General features: G+C 47.0%; 1 protein-coding gene, 1 pseudogene and 1 other annotated feature. The gene and the pseudogene both read right to left on the bottom strand.

Features of this window, described 5'->3' with window-relative positions; genetic code table 11:
* Positions 1–13 precede the first annotated feature (13 nt).
* Positions 14–420: pseudogene (locus ACE3T3_RS15855) on the bottom strand (transposase); the annotation flags it as partial.
* Positions 23–139, bottom strand: a sequence feature (AL1L pseudoknot). Its footprint overlaps the pseudogene before it by 117 nt.
* Before the next feature lie 103 nt (positions 421–523).
* The coding region (locus ACE3T3_RS15850; protein WP_374668621.1) for a hypothetical protein at positions 524–2,283 on the bottom strand (1,760 nt) is incomplete at its 5' end.

The following is a 2,283-nucleotide window of genomic DNA, read 5'->3' as shown; positions in this document are numbered from 1 at the left end:
TTCTCCTAAATTAATAGCCTGACGGGGCGATCTGAAGCACCTTGCAGATCGACTCGACCCCGTAGGCCTGTCGATGCTGATCGATGAAGCCCCTCAGGACTTCAAACGGCGGTCGAGCTCCGCCTGGGCGAAAAACGCGCTGGCCAGCTTCAAGATCTCGTTGGCTTTGCGCAGCTCTTTGACCTCGCGCTCCAGCGCCTTCATTTGTTCACGCTCGGAGGTGTTGATGCCGTCGCGCACGCCGGTATCGATCTGATCTCGCTTGACCCATTCGTTGAGGGTCTGGGGCACGCAGCCAATCTTGGGGGCGATGGATTCGATGGCCGCCCACAGCGAGGGGTACTCGCCTCGGTGCTCACGCACCATGCGAACAGCGCGTTCGCGGACCTCGGGTGAAAACTGGTTCGACTTCTTGCTCATAGCTCAATCCTCTCAGAGAAAAGAGCCTCCTCAAACCCGGGGCGGTTCACTACACCATCTACCCCAGCTTTGAAACTTCCACACGAAACGACGAGGAACCGGGCTACTCCACAACCATTCCCGCCGCAATTCGGGATCGGATTAATTTGAAATTCTGATTTTGAGGTGCGAGAGCTATTGCTCGATCCAGGTCAACAAAGCCAGATACCTTGTCGCCGGACTTAAATTTCGCCATCGATCGACCATAATAATAAATTGGATTTTCTTCAGATTTTATGAGGTCGTTGAATATATCGACGGATAAGCCTGTTTTCCCCGCACCAGTATAAGCCATGCCTAATTTATATTTGATTTCCGCAGAGTTTTGATTTATTTTTGATAAATAAAGGTAATCATCAATGGCCAAATCATATCTGCGTGCAGTCATTGCAATTTGCCCGCGCTTTGCGTGAATGGCATTCTTAAATTTTTCAAATTCCTCAGGTATAGAGCCAGAGCCATCAGAAGACTCCAGGGCGACCGAATAACTCAATAGAGCCTCATCGACTTTTCCAAGCACAAGCAGAGATTCTGCCTTTTGAAAATTAAGCGATGTCAACGCGACAAATCCTTCAGATTCGGCTTGATCAAATGCAAGCAGCGCCTCCTCCGGTTTTTTAAGTTTCATCAATACAATACCAAGATTGAAGAACGCGCTTCCTTTGGGTGCATCCATTTTTCTGGCGGTCATCAGGTTATTGTATGATATTTGGTAGGATCCTTTTTCCATGTAATGAACACCAAGATTCAAAAATGGACGGAATCTTCCCAAAGCATTTTTTGGAGCATTGGTGTCTATTTTTAATGCCGCATCGCTCCATACAGAATAATCGTCGCGAAAGGTCAAATTACGGTCTAACGCGAGCCCTCCATAAACCAAGATCAAAGTGACACCAGATATGTAAATTACCCGCGCGCCAAAATTCACAAGAGCAATCGCAATAAGCCCAGGAATTGAAATTGCCCACAAATAACTGCGATATAGAACAAACGGATCTTGAATCCAGACCGTAGAAAATTCGGTCAAAAACAATACAACAGGAATCAGCAAACAAAGCGCAACAAAGCTAAGATAGTTTTTTCTTTTAAAGAAGAAATAAATTGAAAAAACGAAAACAAGCAGGTATCCGATGCCGCCCAGTAGTTGTGGTAGATCAATAAAGGAAAGAGGAAATGCTGGGCGCAAATCTACGGACATCCAGTTTATATTTGGAATAAACCACAGAAAACCATACGCAAAAAACAGCGCTGCTTCGTTCAATATGCTTAGCGGATAAATGTACTTTGATATTCCCGGGGAAATATTTTCAAGCAGTTGCACATACGAAATAGACTGCTCATCAAAAACCCTACCAACAATATCCCCATATTTCGCATATAAAATACCACCTACCGCGATCAGCAAAAGCATGCTGATTCCCGTGACCAAGGCAGTAGTTTTCCAGCCAGGTCTTTTGACGTAAATGTAAAGAGGCACCACCAAAGCACCGGCCATGACAGCATGCTCTTTGGAGAGCACAGCGCACAGGTAGCTGAGCAACGCAAGTGAGTACCAGTAGATTCGCCCGTTCACCAAGCCCTTGATGAACAACCAGCATGCAAGCACTGTAAAGAGCGTTGCCATGACGATGGAACGCTGCACCAGATATCCGACGGCGTACACCGCCATGGGGTTTACAGCAAACAAGGCGGTGCCCACCAGCAGTGCTGCATTGCGCGACTCTTTGAAATGCTCTTTCGACTCAAGTTCTTTGGCAAAACTGGTGTGCGAAAGAAGGTCACGCATCAGCAGGTAGAGCGCAACGACTACGCCACCATGCAGAA

The sequence above is a fragment of the Acinetobacter sp. genome (assembly GCF_041919735.1).
In the GTDB taxonomy this organism is placed as follows: domain Bacteria; phylum Pseudomonadota; class Gammaproteobacteria; order Pseudomonadales; family Moraxellaceae; genus Acinetobacter.
This window is presented reverse-complemented; position numbering and strand designations above follow the sequence as displayed.